This is a genomic window from Rhizobium sp. Leaf371, from assembly GCF_001424045.1.
In the GTDB taxonomy this organism is placed as follows: domain Bacteria; phylum Pseudomonadota; class Alphaproteobacteria; order Rhizobiales; family Rhizobiaceae; genus Ferranicluibacter.
The window spans coordinates 249,470-265,637 of record NZ_LMQB01000028.1; the positions used below are offsets into that span (position 1 = coordinate 249,470).

Annotated in this window: 13 protein-coding genes; 7 read left to right on the forward strand and 6 right to left on the reverse strand. The window is 65.1% G+C overall.

Annotated features, from left to right (window positions below; genetic code table 11):
• Positions 1 to 11: 11 nt before the first annotated feature.
• The gene (locus ASG39_RS21165; protein ID WP_082477408.1) at positions 12 to 578 is read right to left on the reverse strand and encodes a TRAP transporter small permease; all 567 of its coding nucleotides are present in this window, start codon (positions 576 to 578) and stop codon (positions 12 to 14) included.
• A 341-nt stretch (positions 579 to 919) separates the two neighbouring features.
• Between ASG39_RS21165 and ASG39_RS21170 the strand changes: the two genes are divergently transcribed.
• The 6 genes from ASG39_RS21170 to ASG39_RS21195 all read left to right on the forward strand — a co-directional run bounded on the left by ASG39_RS21170 (position 920) and on the right by ASG39_RS21195 (position 7,340).
• The gene (locus ASG39_RS21170; protein WP_156468230.1) at positions 920 to 1,657 is read left to right on the forward strand and encodes a TetR family transcriptional regulator; all 738 of its coding nucleotides are present in this window, start codon (positions 920 to 922) and stop codon (positions 1,655 to 1,657) included.
• 87 nt (positions 1,658 to 1,744) lie between these two features.
• A complete protein-coding gene (locus tag ASG39_RS21175; protein ID WP_062596924.1) occupies positions 1,745 to 2,899 on the forward strand; it encodes an AAA family ATPase in 1,155 nt (384 codons plus the stop codon).
• Positions 2,900 to 3,040: 141 nt separating this feature from the next.
• Entirely contained in the window at positions 3,041 to 4,807 is a 1,767-nt protein-coding gene (locus ASG39_RS21180; RefSeq protein WP_062596925.1) for an alkaline phosphatase, read from the forward strand.
• A 212-nt stretch (positions 4,808 to 5,019) separates the two neighbouring features.
• Positions 5,020 to 5,418 (forward strand): hypothetical protein, encoded by a 399-nt coding sequence (locus ASG39_RS21185; protein WP_244481299.1) that lies wholly within the window; start codon positions 5,020 to 5,022, stop codon positions 5,416 to 5,418.
• 3 nt (positions 5,419 to 5,421) lie between these two features.
• Positions 5,422 to 6,105: an ATP-binding cassette domain-containing protein gene (locus ASG39_RS21190; RefSeq protein WP_062596927.1), complete on the forward strand. Its 684-nt coding sequence runs from the start codon at positions 5,422 to 5,424 to the stop codon at positions 6,103 to 6,105.
• Positions 6,102 to 7,340, forward strand: coding sequence for an ABC transporter permease (locus ASG39_RS21195; RefSeq protein WP_062596928.1), 1,239 nt, complete (start codon positions 6,102 to 6,104; stop codon positions 7,338 to 7,340). The genes ASG39_RS21190 and ASG39_RS21195 overlap by 4 nt, the downstream gene beginning before the upstream one ends.
• A gap of 14 nt (positions 7,341 to 7,354) precedes the next feature.
• On the opposite strand, the gene ASG39_RS21200 is transcribed toward ASG39_RS21195, so the two are convergent.
• On the reverse strand, positions 7,355 to 7,825 hold the full coding sequence (locus ASG39_RS21200; protein ID WP_062596929.1) for a PaaI family thioesterase: 471 nt from the start codon (positions 7,823 to 7,825) through the stop codon (positions 7,355 to 7,357).
• Between the two features lie 611 nt (positions 7,826 to 8,436).
• Between ASG39_RS21200 and ASG39_RS21205 the strand changes: the two genes are divergently transcribed.
• The gene (locus tag ASG39_RS21205) at positions 8,437 to 10,812 is read left to right on the forward strand and encodes a glycoside hydrolase family 3 N-terminal domain-containing protein (protein ID WP_062596930.1); all 2,376 of its coding nucleotides are present in this window, start codon (positions 8,437 to 8,439) and stop codon (positions 10,810 to 10,812) included.
• A gap of 42 nt (positions 10,813 to 10,854) precedes the next feature.
• Here the strand turns inward: ASG39_RS21205 and ASG39_RS21210 are convergent, their stop codons facing one another.
• The 4 genes from ASG39_RS21210 to ASG39_RS21225 form a co-directional block, all read right to left on the reverse strand.
• Positions 10,855 to 12,093, reverse strand: a complete 1,239-nt coding sequence (locus ASG39_RS21210; protein WP_062596931.1) for an MFS transporter — start codon at positions 12,091 to 12,093, stop codon at positions 10,855 to 10,857.
• Positions 12,094 to 12,186: 93 nt separating this feature from the next.
• Complete coding sequence (gene glcF, locus ASG39_RS21215) at positions 12,187 to 13,479, reverse strand: glycolate oxidase subunit GlcF (protein WP_062596932.1); 1,293 nt, start codon at positions 13,477 to 13,479, stop codon at positions 12,187 to 12,189.
• A 6-nt stretch (positions 13,480 to 13,485) separates the two neighbouring features.
• Complete coding sequence (gene glcE / locus ASG39_RS21220; RefSeq protein ID WP_062596933.1) at positions 13,486 to 14,730, reverse strand: glycolate oxidase subunit GlcE; 1,245 nt, start codon at positions 14,728 to 14,730, stop codon at positions 13,486 to 13,488.
• On the reverse strand, positions 14,727 to 16,166 hold the full coding sequence (locus ASG39_RS21225) for an FAD-linked oxidase C-terminal domain-containing protein (protein WP_062596934.1): 1,440 nt from the start codon (positions 16,164 to 16,166) through the stop codon (positions 14,727 to 14,729). The genes glcE and ASG39_RS21225 overlap by 4 nt, the downstream gene beginning before the upstream one ends.
• Positions 16,167 to 16,168 lie beyond the last annotated feature (2 nt).

Consider the following 16,168-nt stretch of genomic DNA (forward strand, 5'->3'; position numbering starts at 1 on the left):
TCGTCTCCCCCTCAGCGACCGAAGCCGGATGCCGCCGGAAGCGGCGGTGCGGGCGTGGCGGTCGGTGGCGGCAGATCCTCGGATTCCTGCACAAGAACGATATTTGCGACATCGAGGCGGCCGGTGAGAATTGCGAGCATCTCGGCCCCGAGATGCAGCAGGGCCGTCACCGAAAAGACGACGGCGGGGATCATGAACCAGGCCATGGAGATGCCCGCCGCGGGCGTGACCGCGCTCCAGGTCAGAACCGACTGCGCCCAGGCGCCCTGGAGAAGAAGGACGCAGGCGAGCAGCATCAGGAGATAACCGAGAAGCACCGCCGCTTTCGCCAGTTTCGGTGGCAGGGCGCGGATCATGGTGTCGATGCCGATATGCGCATGTTCGCGCAGCGCGACGGCCGCGCCCAGGAAGACCAGCCAGACGAAGGCCAGCCGCGACATTTCTTCCGAAATCGTCAGGCCGCTGTTCAGCGCATAGCGCAGGACGACATTGGTGAAAACGAGAATGACCATCGCTGCCAGGAGCAGGGCAATGGAGACGCGCAGAAGCGCAAAATACAGATCGACGATCCGTTTCATGAAAGTCCTCCCATGCGACCCGACACTCCCTGCCGGTTCGTCTGCTCCCAATCGCCGATGCGGATCCCTCCAGACCCTCTGTCACCGTCGTCATGTCCAGCCGTCGCTCTGTTGGGCCGGAAGACGTTTGATCGTCCGGCAAACATGACGTCTGATGACGAGACCGCAAAGGCCACTTCCCGGCCAGCGCCTCATGATGTAAAAGTGTACGAACTGGTTCGTTAAGTCAATGCGAAAGTTTCCGGCTTTCAACTCGATGAATGACGCGGCAGGGGATAACGTGCAGGATAGGTCGGCCGATGCTTTCGGTTGGCCACGCCCAGGGGAGGGGATCGGGGAGAATGACGACGGATATTGCCGACACGGACCGTGTTGACGAGACCGGGGATGCGGAAAGTGGTCTGCGCGCCGGTCAACGGCGCGTGAAGCAGCGGGATCGCACGACGAAAACGCGCGACGATATTCTGCTTGTCGCGCGCGAGGAGTTTGCGGCCAACGGTCTTTCGGGGGCCCGCGTCGATGCCATTGCGGAGCGCACGCGCACCTCCAAGCGGATGATCTACTATCACTTCAGCTCGAAGGAGGGCCTGTACCTCGCCGTGCTCGAACATGCCTATGCCGACATCCGCAAGGTGGAGGCGGAGCTGCGGCTGGCGGATGGAGACCCTGTCGATGCCATGCGCCGCCTGATCGGCTTTACCTTCGACTATGACGAGGCCAATCCCGACTTCATCCGTCTGGTCACGATCGAGAACATCCATCGCGCCAGCCACATGCGCCAGTCCTCGAGCCTCGGCCGGCTCAACACGTCGATCATCGACACCATCGCCGCGATCCTCCGGCGGGGACAGGAAACCGGCGTGTTCCGCCGCGAGGTCGATCCCATCGACCTGCATATGCTGATCTCGTCCTTCTGCTTCTTCCGCATCTCCAACCGCCATACCTTCGGCCATATCTTCGGCCGCGATCTCGGCGAGGCCACGATGCGCGGCCGCCATCGCGTCCTGTTGCAGGACGCCGTCATCGCGCTGCTCCGCGATCCGCACGCTGCCGGGACTACTGCGCGGGAAGGGGCCTGATCGAGCCTTGCAACGGTGACGGCATTCCGGGGATTTGGTCACGCCAAGCGCTTTCATCAAGCATCGGACCCGGTGTAGACAACGATCATGATGCTCCGCTCGATGTCCGCCCGGAACGACCGTTCGCTTCGCTCGATCCGCATGGATCTGGGAAGCGTCAACATGTTCATCGGCGAAAACGGCGTCGGCAAGTCCAATCTCTATCGCGCTTTGCAACTCGTGCAGGCTGCCGTGAAGGGCTCGCTCGCCTACGAGATCGCGGCGGAAGGCGGGATGGCCTCCGCGCTCTGGTCGGGCCCAAGACGAATCGAGAAGAACTTCCGCATCAAGCTCGATGTCGAAGTGCTGGACGAGGAGCGGGCGGTGACGTTCCGCTACGGCGTCGAGGCGGGCTTGCGGCCGCCGAAGGCCGCAGCCGGCTTCGCCTTCGAGCCGCAGATCAAGGAAGAGGTGCTGTCGGTCGAAGCCGGCGCAAGACCGGTCACGATGATGAAGCGCACCGGGCCGGGCGTGATGGTGCGCGGCGAACGCGGGCGGATGGAGGAATATCCGCAGCCGGCGATGACCTCGGAGACGGCGATCGCCATGCTCGGCGATGCCGGACATTATTCGGAGATCGGCGCGTTAAGCCGGCTGGTCGATGGCTGGCGCTTCTTCCACGGCTTTCGCACCGACCGGGATGCGCCACTGCGCCGACCATGTCTTGCCGTCACGGCACCCCTTCTCGACGAGGATGGCGGAAATCTGGCCGCGGTCTTTGCGACGCTCGTCCACACCCGCGGCGACACGGTCGAACTCGACCGGGCGATTGCCGCAGCCCTTGGCGGCGCGAGGCTGCACGTGCCGGAGCCCGGGGAATTCGCGGCGTTCGGCCTGATCTTTCCCGATTTTCCCCAACGCGTCTTCCAGCCGCGCGAACTCTCCGACGGGCAGATCCGCTTTCTCGCTCTGGCCGCAGCGCTCATGTCCTGCCGGCAGCCGCCGCTGATCGAGCTGAACGAGCCAGAGGCGAGCCTGCATCCAGATATGCTGCTGCCGCTCGCCGACATGATCGCGACGGCTGCGGCGGCCAGCCAGATCTGGATCGTCACGCACTCCGAAGCACTGGCCGCCGCCGTTTCGCAGCGCTGCGGAATCCGCGCGAAGCGCGTCATCCGCAAGGACGGCGCAACCTGGATCGAGGGCATGCGGCTTGCCGGCGTGATCGACGAGGACGAGTACGAGGACGAGGACGACGCGTAGCGGCGAGCCCGTCTGCGGCACCCCGAACCGAGCAACGAACCGTCCTCTTTCTGCAACCGGCGTGACGACCATCATCCAACCGTCACACAGGGCGGTTATGGCTGCCGCATCCAGTCTCCTCTCCACCCGAACGAGGTTTTCATGCGGACCCTTCTTGCAGCGCTTGTCGCGACCACCATCCTTGCCGGCACGGCCCAGGCCACGACCGTCTACCCGCTGTCCCGTGCGACGATCCTCGCCGGATCGCCGTTCGACTTCAAAATCGAGCTGCCCGCCGTGGTGAAGGCGGAGGATGTGAAGGTCACTGTCAACGGTGAGGATTACACCGCAACGCTCGGCTCGACTGCCGAATTCGTCGCCGAGGAAAAGGGCAAGGACGACAAGGTTCTCGGGTCCGCCCTGATCCTGCGCGGCGCGCGGATCCTCAAGGCCGGCAGCTACAAGGTCGACGTGACCGCCGGTGGCGAGACGAAATCGGTGACCTGGGAGGTCTACGAGACCACCGCGCAGCCGAAGGCGAAGAATGTGATCTTCCTGCTCGGCGACGGCCTGTCCGTCGCGCACCGCACCGGCGCCCGCATCATGTCCAAGGGCATGACCGAAGGAAAGGCCAATGGCCGTCTCGCCATGGACGATCTCGACCACATGGCCTTCGTCGGCACATCGGCAACCGACGCGATCGCGACCGACAGCGCCAACACGATGTCGGCCTACATGACCGGCCACAAGACCGCCGTCAACGCGCTGGGCGTCTATGCCGACCGTACGCCGGCGAGCCTCGACGACCCGAAGGTCGAAACCATCGCCGAAGCTCTGCGCCGCACCACGAAGAAGGCGATCGGCGTCGTCTCCACCGCCGAGATCGAGGACGCGACGCCCGCCGCCGTCGTTTCCCACACCCGCAAGCGCGCCGACAAGGCCGATATCGTCGGCATGTTCTACACCGTGCAGCCGGACGTCATCCTCGGCGGCGGCTCCGCCTATTTCCTGCCGCAGGCGACGCCGGGCTCAAAGCGCAAGGACGACAAGGACTATATCCAGCTGTTCAAGGATGCCGGCTATGCGCTGGCGACCGACAAAACCGAGCTCGAAGCCTCGTCCGGCACCAACGCCGCCAAGCTGCTCGGCCTGTTCAACACCGGCAATATGGACACCGTCCTCGATCGCAACATTCTGAAGAAGGGGACGGTCTCCAAGTTCCCGAACCAGCCCGGCCTGGTCGACATGACCAACGCCGCGCTGACGCAACTGTCCAAGAACCAGGACGGCTTCTTCCTGATGGTCGAGGGCGCCTCGATCGACAAGATGTCCCATCCGATGGACTGGGACCGGGCGATGTATGAAACGATCGAGTTCGACAAGGCCGTCGGCGTCGCGCGGGAGTTTGCTGCCAAGAACCCGGATACGCTGATCGTCGTCACCGGCGACCACACGCACGGCGTTTCGGTCATCGGCACCATCGACGACGAGAAGCCGGGCACCGAGATGCGCCAGAAGGTCGGCGTCTACGCCGATGCCGGCTTCCCGAACTATGAGGACAAGGACGGCGACGGCTATCCCGACAAGGTCGATCCGACGCGCCGCCTGGCTGTTTTCTCCAGCAACTTCCCGGACTACTACGAGACGTTCCGCCCGAAGCTCGACGGCCCCTTCGAGCCGGCCATCCAGAACGAGAAGAAGGAATACGTCGCCAACCCGGCCTATAAGGACGTTCCCGGCGCCGTGCTGCGCGAAGGCAACCTGCCGAAGACGTCCGACAGCGCGGTCCACGCGGTCGATGACGTCGTGCTGCAGGCAACCGGTCCCGGTTCGGAAGCGTTCAAGGGCTACATGGAAGAAAGCGACATCTACCGCGTGCTGGCCGACAGTCTCGCTCTCGGCTCGCCGGACAAGATCGGCGCGAAGTAAGCATCGATCTGGCACGATAAGGCACTTCCGGCGCGCATGGCACGCCGGAAGTGCCTCGATTCAAGGCTTGTGCCGCAGGATCCCGCACCGAAGCGAAGTCGCTTCGAATGGGGATGGCACAGTGCACGGCGTCCGATCGAGGATACGCTATGACAAACATTGACGCTCTGCGACGCCGCACGTTCCTCGGCTTGCTCGCATCTTTGCCGGCGATGGCCGCGCTTTCGCCGGCCACTGCCGCGGATACCGAGATCGGCTTTGACGATCTCTATGGCAGCGTCGGCGTTCTCGGCCTGACCTTTTCCGACACGGTGAAGGCGTTGAACGGCAAGGGCGTGACGATGAGCGGCTTCATGGCGCCGCCGCTCAAGGCCGAAGCGGCCTTCTTCGTCCTCACCGAAATCCCCATGTCGATCTGCCCCTTCTGCTCGTCGGACTCCGACTGGCCGGACAATATCGTCGTCGTCTATCTCGACGCGGCACAGACCTTCGTTCAGCCGGGCACGCGGATCTCGGTTTCCGGTACGCTGGACGTCGGCACGTGGACGGATCCCGAGACCGGCTTCGTCAGTCGCCTGCGCCTGCGCGACGCCCACTACTGGTCGGTGTGAACGATGCTGTCTCTGACGCTCAAGGACATTACCGTGTCCTACTCCGGGCTTGTCGCACCGGTCCTCTCCGTCCCGCGTCTGCAGGTCGACGCGGGGGAGAGTATTGCGGTGACGGGCGCCTCGGGCTCCGGCAAGAGCACCTTCGTCAATCTCATCTCGGGTCTGGAGCCTGTCCGTACGGGGCAGGTGGAGTGGAGCGGAACCGACCTCGTGCGCCTTGCGGAGCATCGGCGTGACCGGTGGCGCGGGGAGCATGTCGGTCTCGTCATGCAGGATTTCCATCTCTTCCCCGGGCTGTCGGCGCTCGATAACGTGCTGTTGCCGGCGCGCCTTGCCGCGCAGGCGTCGGCCGCGGTGAAGCGGAGGGCACGCGATCTCCTCGCCGAAATGGGGCTCGATCGGCCCGGGCAGGCGGTGGAGACGATGTCGCGCGGCGAAATGCAGCGCGTCGCCATTGCGCGCGCGCTGGTTCGCGCACCGGGCGTGGTCATTGCCGACGAGCCCACGGCAAGCCTTGATCGAGAGAGCGGACAGGTCATCGCCGACGTTCTGATCTGCCTGGCCGGTGCAGCCGGGGCGACGCTGATCGTGGTCTCGCACGATCCCGGCCTGATCGCGCGCCTGCCGCGCCGGATCACCCTTGAAAGCGGGCAGATCGCGCATGACAGCCGGGCGGTAACGCCATGATCGGCTTCATTCTAGCAGACATCCGCCGGCACAAGGCTGGAACCATCGCCATTCTGCTGCTGGTCGCCTTTGCGGTGGCGCTCGCCGTCTCGGTGACGCTGCAGGAGCGGGCGTTGCGGCTCGGCAGCGCACGGGCGGCAAACGCGTTCGACCTCGTGATCGGCGCCGCGGGGAGCGAGACGCAGCTGGTTCTCTCCTCGGTGTTCCTTCAGGCAGCGCCGTTGCCGCTGATGGACGGCGCCGTGCTGCAGCGGCTCGCAGCCGATCCGCGGGTGGCGTTCGCAGCGCCGATCGGCTTTGGAGACAGCTTTTCGGGCTATCCCCTGGTCGGCACCTCGACGGCGCTCGTGGCGCATCTTTCACCGCAGTTGCAGGACGGCGCAAGCTTCCGGCAGGAGGGTGACGCCGTCATCGGCTCGGCGGTCGATCTCACCCTGGGTGCCGTGATCAAGCCGATGCATGGCACGGCGGAGGAGGGTGGCCATACCCATACCGGCCTTGCCTATGCCGTCGTCGGCCGGATGAAGCCGACCGGCACGCCCTGGGACCGGGCGATCCTCGTGCCCATCCAGGCCGTGTGGGAGCTGCACGGGATGGGCCATACGGAGACGGATCACTCGGAGCCTGCACACGCCGAGGGCGATCAGGAGCACAGCGCGGACGCGACGGCCGCGGTCGATGAGGATTGGGCGGAACACGCCGCCGGCCTCCCGGCCGTGCTGGTCAAGCCGAAGACGATTTCGGACGCCTACAAGCTTCGCCAGGATTATCGCCGCGACACGACGCTTGCCGTCTTCCCCGGCGAGGTCCTGACGCGGCTTTATGCGACGCTCGGAGACGCCAAGGTCTTGCTGCTGGCGGTTGCGGTGGGCACGCAGATCCTGATCGCCGCAGCCCTCCTGCTGGTCACGATCATGCATGTCGGGCAGCGTCGGCGCCAGATCGGCGCACTGCGCGCCTTCGGCGCGCCGCGCACGGTCGTGTTTCGGATCGTCTGGCTGCAGCTTTTTGCAATCAGCCTGGCCGGCATTCTTCTCGGCTTCGGCCTCGGCTACCTCGTTTCCGAAATCATCGGCGGCATCGTCTCGCGCCAGAACGGCTTCACCATGCCCGTGGCGTTCGACCGGCAGGACATCGCGTTTGCGGCCTCGGTCACGGCGTTTGTAGCGGTGCTTGCCATCGTCCCGGCCGTGCTCGCCTATCGGCAGTCGCCCGCAGCAGCGCTGAAGGGTTGAGGGCCGCTTCGTCGTCAGACGGCCGAGGGCGGGCGCTCGAGCGGAAAGACGAGGAGGGTCGATGTCGCGCTGGCGCAAAGCCGCCCGTCGCGATCGGTCAGCGTCGCCTCGGCAAACGCCGCCCGCCGCCCGATCGACAGAATGCGACCTTCGGCACGAACCGGGCCGCTCGCTTCGGTCAGCGGGCGGTGATAGGCGATCTTGAGTTCGAGCGTCGTGTAGCCCTGGTCGGCGGATAGCTTGGAATGGACGGCGCAGCCGCAGGCGCTGTCGAGCAGCGTTGCGGCATAACCGCCATGCACCGAACCGATCGGATTGTAGACGCTGCGATCCGGGCTTCCTTCGAAGACGACTCGACCTTCCTCGATTTCGGTCAGCACGAACTTCATCGTCTCGTTGATCGGCGGCGGCGTATTCGTTGCCAGCAAGGCCTGCAACTGGGCGAGACCCGAAAGGCCCGCCTGATTGTTCCTGAGGACGTCCATGCTTGTTCCTGACTATCGAGAGGGTTCGAAGATGCGAGGCGCATCACGGTGAGCGATTACGAAGCGGGCGCGGACGAGGGTAAGCGGAATCTTTTCGAGAGTTGGCGCCTCATCGGCTCGACATCGGTGCCACGACCGCTGTAGCCGGAACCACGGCTTCGCTTCCTCCCGTCATCTGTGAGGACGTTTTAATATGACGATGATCATTTAACAAGGGCACCCGCGAAGCCGGTGGCTCGGCGGTTCATGGCTTGCATAAGGCGGCCTTCGTGAGGGCAACTGCAGAAAAGACATCGGCGTGTTGACTCTGTCTCTGAAAAAAATTTCGCGGAGGAAACCACACGAATTATGCGAAGCTCGTAAAGCTGGCGCTGCGATGGTTGTAGTTTTAGCTGTTTTTTTGGCTCGCTATGGAACGGCCTGCCTCAGCGAGCCGGAAAAATTCCCTTAATCTAGGGTTAATTGCTCGCGGTGGTACACGCTCTCCAAGGCTGCCAAGTCGTTGTTTCCGTGGTGCTACACTACCATGGTAGCTTGACCTTAACGTGTGTTTTCGCTAACGCTTGTACACGTAATGCCTTCCCGCCATTTCCAGCTTCGGACCTGTAACGATGACCGCATTGTATAAGAGTTCTGCCCAATCCATTGAAAACCGTGTTGTCGATCTTCTCGGCCGAATGAGCATCGAGGAAAAGATCGCACAGATGCATGCCTTCTGGCTGCTTCTGTCGGAAGATGGAAAGCACGCGGTGCGCGCGGACGAATTTACAGGTGCTGCCGATGCGGACCGACTGAAGGAAAAGCTCTCTTTCGGTCTCGGGCAGATCACCCGGCCCCTCGGCAGCCGCCCGGTCGCGCCGGCTGCCGGCGTTCGGGCACTCAACAGCCTCCAGAAGTTCCTTGTCGAGGAAACGCGGCTTGGCATCCCCGTAATCTCTCACGAGGAATGTCTGTCCGGCATCATGGCGCAAGGCGGTACGCTGTTCCCCTCCTCGCTTGCCTTCGGCGCAACCTTCGATCCACTCCTGATCGAGGAGGTCGGTAAGGTCATCGGCCAGGAGGCACGCTCGATCGGCTGTCGCCAGGGGCTTGCCCCGGTTCTCGACGTGGCACGCGACGCCCGCTGGGGTCGCACGGAAGAGACGTTCGGCGAGGATCCCTATCTCGTCGGCCTGATGGCCACCAGCTATGTCCGCGGTCTGCAGGGCAGCGACCGCGACTTCCTGGCGACGCTCAAGCATTATGCCGGTCACTCGCTTTCGGAGGGCGCGCGAAACCATGCGCCAGTCAATCTCGGCTGGCGGGAACTCAACGATACGTTCCTGCTCCCCTTCGAAATGGCCGTGCGGCTTGCGGATGCCGGATCGGTCATGCCCGCTTATCACGATATCGACGGCGAGCCGTGCCATTCCTCCCATCATCTGCTGACGAAGGTCCTGCGGTCGGACTGGGGTTTCGATGGTCTCGTCGTTGCGGACTACATCGGCATCAGCCTGCTCTACAAGCATCACGGCGTCGCGGCCGATCCGGCAGAAGCGGCCGCCCTTGCCTTCAATGCGGGGCTCGACGTCGAGCTCCCGGGCGACGACTGCGCCCGTCATCTGAAGCAGGCTCTGGAACGGGGCCTGATCGGCATCGACACGATCGATGCGATCGTGCGGCGGATCCTCACCGAAAAGATGCGCTTCGGTCTTTTTGAAAACCCCTACACGGACGAGGGCGGGATCGCATTGCAGACCCCGGAGGCGATCGACGTCGCGCGCCGCGTGGCCGACCAGTCGATCACCATCCTCTCGAACGACGGTGTTCTTCCGCTGGCGGAAGGACGGACCATCGCCCTGATCGGCCCGACGGCGGACGATCCGCTGGCGCTGCTTGGAGATTATTCCTTCCCTGTCCACCTGATCGTCAGCGATATCGCGGATTCCGCTTCGGCCGTGGTCACGCCGCGCGCAGCCTTCGAAGCGCGGTTCGGCAAGGAGAGCATTCGCTACGCCAAGGGTTGCCACATTCTGGAGTCCCGTCAATCCGGCGCGCCGGTGTTTCCGGGCGACGTTCCTGACATGACGACGCTCTCGCAGACCTCTCCGATCTCGACCAGCCTCGATCTTATTCCTGCCGCCGTCGCGGCTGCGCGACAGGCCGATGTGGCGATCGTCTGCGTCGGAGATCTCTCGGGCATCTTCCAGACCGGCACGGTGGGCGAAGGCTCGGACACCGACACCCTGGCACTGCCCGGCGTCCAGCAGGCCTTGCTGCAGGCGGTGGTGGAGACGGGGACACCCGTCGTCGTCGTCATCACCTCCGGCCGACCCTACAATCTCGGCGGGCTCGAGGATCGTGTGGCGGCTCAGGTTATGGCCTTCTTCGGTGGCCAGGAGGGCGGTCCCGCTTTGTGCGACGTGCTCACCGGCGCCGTCGAACCGTCCGGCCGCCTGACCGTTTCCGTGCCGCGCAGCGGCGGCGCCGCACCCTATTTCTATAACCACAAGTTCAAGAGCGCGGGCACGCCTGTCGCGCGCCATTTCGGCAGCCGCTACCCCTTCGGCCACGGGCTCTCCTATACGAGTTTCGCCTACGAGGACGTGGCGCTGGACCGCTCGACCGTCCAGAGCGAGAACGGCAGCGTCGGGCTCTCCTTCACGCTGCGCAATACGGGCGATAGAGCCGGGTTCGAGGTGCCGCAGCTCTACGTCCGGGACCTCCAGAGTTCCGTCGTCCGCCCGATCAAGGAGTTGAAGGCGTTCAGGCGCGTGCATCTGGAACCGGGCGAAAGCGCGTGCGTCACCTTCCGCGTGCCAACGGATATGCTGTCTTTCACGGGGCCCGAGGGCGTTCGCATCGTCGAGCCGGGCACCTTCGAACTGATGGTCGGTTCCTCGAGCGCGGCCATTCATCTGCGCGGGGAAATCGAGGTCACGGGTCCGGTGCGCCGCATCGAGGGCGACTGGAAGATGGTCAGCCGGGTCTGTGTCTGTCATCCCTGATGCAGAACAGATCGTCCGGTTCGGACACGACCCCGACGGGCGCTAAAGCTTCGGCTTTGCCTGTCTCATCAGGGGCGGCTTTGCCGACCAGACCAGTGCGGCACCGGCAAGAAGCAGGATGCTGGTGCCGATGAAGACGACGGGCATGCCGATATGGCCGCCGATGAAACCGCCCAACAACGGTCCCGCGACCTGGCCGACATATTGCGCGGAAACGGAGAGACCGAGTGCGGTTCCGGCGGACCGATCCGGCACGGCGTGCCGGATGACCGCCGCAATGCAGGGGAGGAGGCCGCCGAGCGCCACACCCATCAGGAAGCGCAGCAGGATCAACTGCCAGACGCTGGTGACGAAGGCCTGCGGCACCAACAGAATACCGGCGGCAACAAGGGCACCGGCGATGACCGGCCAATGGCCGATGCGGTCTGCAAGCCGCCCCAGACGGGAGGCGGACAGGATGCTGCCGAGGGCGGCCGTCGACATGACCAGCCCGGCCCACATCGTCACCGTTTCCGGCCTCGCGACCAGTTGCGCCACATAGACCGTGATGATCGGCTCGATCGACATATTGGCGAGCATCAGCAGCATGCCTGTCGCGAGCATGGCGATGACGGGCGCCTTGTCCGGTATGGCGGCCCAGCCGCCACCCGCCTTGGCTGCCTGCCTGCGGCCGGGAACGGATTCCTCCTTGATGAGAAAAGTTGTTGCGAGGAAGGCGAGAAAGATCAGCCCGCCTGCGGCGAGGAAGGTGTTGCGGATGCCGATCAGCGGCGGCAGCACGCCGCCGATCAGCGGTCCCACGAGGTTGCCGGCCATGATGCCGGACGACAGCATGCCGAGCGCCCAGGCCGAGCGATCCCGCGGCGTCTGCGTCGCCACGAGCACCATGGAACCCGAGGAATAGCCACCGGCAAGACCGACGAACAGCCGCAAGGCAACAAGCTGCCAGACGTTTTCGGCAACGCCCATCAGCCCGATGGCGACCGTCATGCCGAGGCTTGCCCGCACCAGCATCAGCTTGCGCCCGTAGATATCGCCGAGACGTCCCCAGAGGGGCGCGACGAGCGCGGCCGCAAAGAAGGTGGCGCCATAGGCGATCCCCGACCATTGCACGATGGCCGCGTGATCGGTCACGCCGAGCTCCTCGACATAAAGCGGCAGGAACGGAAGCAGCAGCGTCATCGCGATGATGGTGGTGAACGAGCCGACAAGCGAGACCGCAAGGTTTCGCTTCCAGTGAATGGAGCCGCCTGCGGCCGTTCCCGGGTTTGCATCCGTCATCGTTTTCGCCTGTTCGAGGTGAGCCTCCCCTATCGCGCCACACTTGCGGTGACAAGGTCGGGGAACCCGACGCCCGGCGCGTCGCTGGCCGGATCAGCCGCCCAGTTTGGAAGGCCTTGGCCCGCCATAGGCCCAATCGAGGAGCTCGACCGTATGGACGATCGGGATCGCCGTTCCCGAGCCGATCTGTGTCAGGCAACCGATGTTTCCGGCCGCGATCACATCGGGTTTCGTGGCTTCAAGGTTTTTGACCTTTCGCCGCTTCAGCGTCGCCGATATCTCCGGCTGGAGGATGTTGTAGGTTCCGGCCGAGCCGCAGCAGAGATGACCTTCCGCCGGATCGCGAACGGTGAACCCAGCCGTCTTCAGAAGGAGTTTTGGCAGGGCCGTGATCTTCTGACCGTGCTGCAGCGAGCAGGCGGAATGATAGGCGACGACGAGATCGCGTTTCGGCAGGGGTTCGAGATCGAGCGTCGAGAGATATTCGGTGATGTCCCTGGCGAGCGCCGACACCCGTGCCGCCTTCGCCGCATAGAGCGGATCGAGGCGCAGCATGTGGCCGTAATCCTTGATAGTGGTGCCGCAGCCCGACGCGGTGATGAGGATGGCGTCAAGCCCGCCCGCCTCGATCTCCCGCGTCCAGGCATCGATATTGCGGCGGGCGAAATCGAGCGCTTGTGGCTCGCGGCCCATGTGATGCACCAGCGCACCGCAGCAGCCTTCGCCCTTCGGCGTGGCGATGGCAACGCCGCGCCGGGTCAACAGCCGGACTGTGGCGGCATTGATGCCGGGGTCGAGCGCGGGCTGGGCACAGCCTTCCAGCAGGATCACGCGGCCATGGGCTGCCGGATGATCGCCTGATGCAGGCGCCGGTCTGCGCTTCGCCGCGCGACGCGGCGCCAGATCGAGCATGGCCGCAAGCGGCGCCAGAGGTTTTACCCGCCGCAGGAGCGGAGCGAGGGGTCGGGCCACTCGCGCCAGTGCGAGCGCTGCGCGAAACCGGGCGGGATAGGGGAGGACGGCCGCCAGCAGGCCGCGGATCATCCGGTCTCCGAGCGGGCGTTGATACGTTTGCTCGATATGCACACGGGCGTGGTCGATCAGGTGCATGTAGTCCACGCCGGACGGACAGGTCGTCGTGCAGGCGAGGCAGGAGAGGCAGCGATCGATATGCGTCACGACCTCGCGATCCGCAGGCCGGTCGTTCTCGAGCATGTCCTTGATGAGATAGATGCGACCGCGCGGACTGTCGAGCTCGTTGCCGAGCGTGACATAGGTCGGGCAGGTGGCGGTGCAGAAGCCGCAATGGACGCAACGCCGCAGGATCTTTTCGGATTCCGCCACATGCGGGTCTGCCAGCTGTTCGGGTGTGAAGGAGGTTTGCATCTCTGGCTATCCCGTCATTCCGATCGGCCCGGCTTTCGCGCCAAGAACGGTCGCCATCCTCCCCGGTGAGAAGATGCCGGCCGGATCGAGCTTGGCCTTGATGCGCGCGGAGAGGGCCGCGATCGGCTCCGGCTGCGGCTCGAACGCGGAAACGCCGGATCGCTGGTCATCGGATGCGCGGATCAGCGTCGCGTGTCCGCCACCGACGGCCGCGATCGTCCGGCGCACGACGTCCGCCTGCGGCTGCCCGCTCATCTGCAGCCAGACGAGACCGCCCTGCCAGTCGTAGAGCGCGGCGATGTCGGCTTGCTGCCGAAGTGCGGCCACCAGCCTGTGGCCGGCGGTCGGCGCGACGGATACCCGCCACAGCGGCAGATCCTGTCGCACCTGCAACGGCGTCACGTCGCGAATGGCGCGCCATAAGGTGTTGCTGGCCAGGGCATCGAGCGTCTCGACGGATGCGAAAGCCGAGAGCCTCGCTGCGAGCGCGGTGACGCGCACGGCAACCGATGCCGACAGGCCTTCGAGGCGCAGAGCCGTCCAAACTGTCTTCCGGCCAAGGATATCGGAGAACGGCTGCGCCAAGGCCTGCGGAATGTGGGCCGCAGCGGAAACGTCGCTTGCCTGCGCCATGGCTGCCGCCATCGCCTGGCTGGCCGTCGCGTCATCGAGGCCCGGCAAGAGGATCGTCGCTTCCGTTTCCGGCCGTGGCAGCACGCGGAAGGTCACCTCGGTAACGAAGCCGAGCGTGCCGTGCGATCCTGCCAGGAGCTTGACGAGATCGAGGCCCGTCACATTCTTCATCACCCGCCCGCCGGCACGGATCGCCTCGCCGCGTCCATTGACGAAACGCAGTCCGAGCAGGCTGTCGCGCGCCGCCCCGGCCGACAGGCGGCGCGGGCCCGAGGCGTTGGAGAGGAAGACGCCGCCGATGGTCGGAGCGCCCTGCGTGTTCAGAAGGCCGCGATGGTCGATCGGCTCGAAGGCGAGCATCTGGTTGTTGGCGGCAAGAACCGCCTCTAGGTCGGACAGCGGCGTTCCGGCCCGAGCCGTCATCACCATCTCGCCGGGGTCGTAATCGACAATGCCGGCAAGGCCGGTGGAACAGAGCACGGCCCGCGCTTGCACGCGATTGCCGAGACCCGCCCGCGTGTTGCCGCCGAGGAGGGAGAGGGCCGTGCCCGTGCCGGCCGCATGGCGGATCACCTCGCAGGCTTCCGCCTCGGTTTGCGGACGATGGACATCGCTCATGCTGCGGGCCGTCCTTCCAGCGGGAAGACCTTGGACGGGTTCAACAGCCAGTCCGCGTCGAAGGCGTAGCGCACGGCCATCTGCTGGGCGAGATCGGCATCCGAGAACTGAAAGCGCATCAGGTCGCGCTTCTCGATGCCGACGCCGTGTTCGCCGGTCAGGCAGCCGCCCGCCTCCACGCAGACCTTGAGGATTTCGTTGCCCGCATCTTCGGCCTTGGCGGCTTCCGCCGGGTCGTTGGCGTCGAAGAGGATGAGCGGATGCATATTGCCGTCGCCGGCATGGAACACGTTGGCGACGCGCAGGCCGAGCCCGGTGCAGATTTCCTCCGTCCGCTGCAGCACGTGCGACAGCTTGCCGAGCGGCACCGTGCCGTCCATGCAGATATAGTCGGCGATGCGCCCGGTCGCGCCGAACGCCGACTTGCGACCCTTCCAGATCAGCGCGGCCTCGGTTGCCGACTGGCTTTCGCGCACCGTCATAACGCTGTGGCGGCGGGCGATGGTGACGATCGCGGCCAGCATCGCCTCCATCTCCGCCTCCGAACCCTCGACCTCGATGATCAGCAGCGCGCCGACATGGAGCGGATAGCCCGCCTTGGCAAAGGCCTCGCAGATCTCGATCGCCTGGCGGTCCATGAACTCGATCGCGACCGGAATGATGCCGGCGCCGATAATCTCGGCGACGCAGGCGCCGGCCTCCTGCGATGTGGCAAAGCCGAACAGCACCGGCCGGGCGCCCTCGGCTTTCGCCAGAATCCGCACAGTCGCCTCGGTGACGATGCCGAGCTGCCCTTCCGAGCCGCAGACGAGCCCAAGCAGGTCGTAGCCTGCGGCATCGAGATGGGCGCCGCCGAGCGTGATGACGGTACCATCCATCAGCACCATGGTCACGCCGAGCAGATTGTTGGTGGTGACGCCATATTTGAGGCAATGCGCGCCGCCCGAGTTCATGCCGATATTGCCGCCGATGGTGCAGGCAAGCTGGGAACTGGGGTCCGGCGCATAGAAGAAGCCCTCCGGCCCGACCGTCTCGGAAATCGACAGGTTGGTGACCCCCGCCTGCACCCGCGCGACCCGGTTGTCGAGATCGACGTCGAGGATGGCGGACATGCGCGACAGACCGAGCACCACGGCATCCGGTTGCGGAATGGCTCCGCCGCAGAGCGAGGTGCCCGCGCCGCGCGGCACGACGGGAATGCCGTGACGGTTGCAATAGGCGAGTACGGCGGACACTTCCTGCGTCGTGCGGGGCAGGGCGACGGCGAGCGGCAGCTGGCGATAGGCGACATAGGCATCCGTCTCGAACGGCACCAGTTCGCGTGCTTCGTGCACCAGTCCGCCATCCGGCAGAAGAGCGGCGAGATCGGCGATGATCCGCGCCCGCTGCGACAACACTGCGGCACGCGGCGGCAGAAAGGCGATGGGTTGCGACACGG